The organism is Streptomyces sp. NPDC037290 (genome assembly GCF_055603245.1).
Window position 1 is genome coordinate 1 of sequence record NZ_JBVJVZ010000206.1, and the last position, 1,007, is coordinate 1,007.

The 1,007-nt window shown below is 76.5% G+C and carries 1 protein-coding gene; it reads right to left on the reverse strand.

Going from position 1 to position 1,007, the window contains the following annotated elements; translation table 11 throughout:
* Positions 1-246: 246 nt before the first annotated feature.
* Positions 247-1,007: type II secretion system F family protein (locus ACZ7HQ_RS46020; RefSeq protein ID WP_471003745.1), on the reverse strand; the 761-nt coding region annotated here is incomplete at its 5' end.

Here is a 1,007-nt window from a genome sequence, read left to right on the forward strand (position 1 = left end):
CGCCCGGAGCCGCCCACCGCCGAGCTGCCCCGGAAGGACTCGAGCCCTCGCTCGACCCGAGCCGCGCGAACAGTCGGCCCCGCCTGCCGGGCCCCGGTGCCGCATCCGTCCCCAACAACTTCGCCCCCCGCCCGCGAACCGCTCGCTTCCGATATCCGGCAGCGATCACGGCTGCCACCTGCGCCGCCGTCCCCAGCGCCGCCGCCGACATCCCCAGGCTGTAGAGAACTTCTCCGCCCACCGCGTTCACGCAGCCTCCCCTCCGCGCACGATTCGGCGGGCCCAATACAGCCCGGCCGCCTCCAGGAACGAGCCCACCGCCAGACAGGCCAGGCCGCCCGGGGTGTGCAGCAGTACGCGCAAGGGCTCGGCGCCGAGGGCCGCGCCCAACCCCAGACCCGCGACGGGAAGCAACGCCAGGACCACAACCGTCGACCACGCTCCCGCCAGCTGGGCACGCAACTCCGCACCTCTGCGCCGGTCCTCCCGCAGCGCGGCCTCCAGACGCTCCAGCCCGGTCGCCAGGCCCGCCCCGCCGTCCACGGCCACCCGCCAGCACGCGGCCATCCCGGACAGGCCGCCCATCCCCGGGCCCTCAGCCGCCTGCCGCAACGCAGCCGGCACATCGCCGCCGAACCGTGCCGCCGCCAGCACCGCGGCCTCCGCCTCCCCCAGCCTGCTGCCGGAAGCGGTCGTCGTGGCGGGCCCGTCCTCCGCGAGGCCCTCTCGCAGCGCGATCAGCAACGCCTGCCCCGGCTCGCGCCCCGCCCGCAGCTCCCCGACCACAGCTCCGCACAACGCCGCGGCCGCGGTCGCGCCCTTCTCCGCCTCCCGCGCCCCGGCCCGCCTCCGCAGCCATCGGCGTACCAACGGGATCGCCACGGCTCCCGCGGCCAGCGGCAGCACCGAACTACCCAGCACCGCGAGCACCACCGCGCCCGGAACGCACCACCACTCCCCGCGTTGTCGGGCCGTCTCCGTCACGTGCCCCCAGGCCCTGAGCAGAC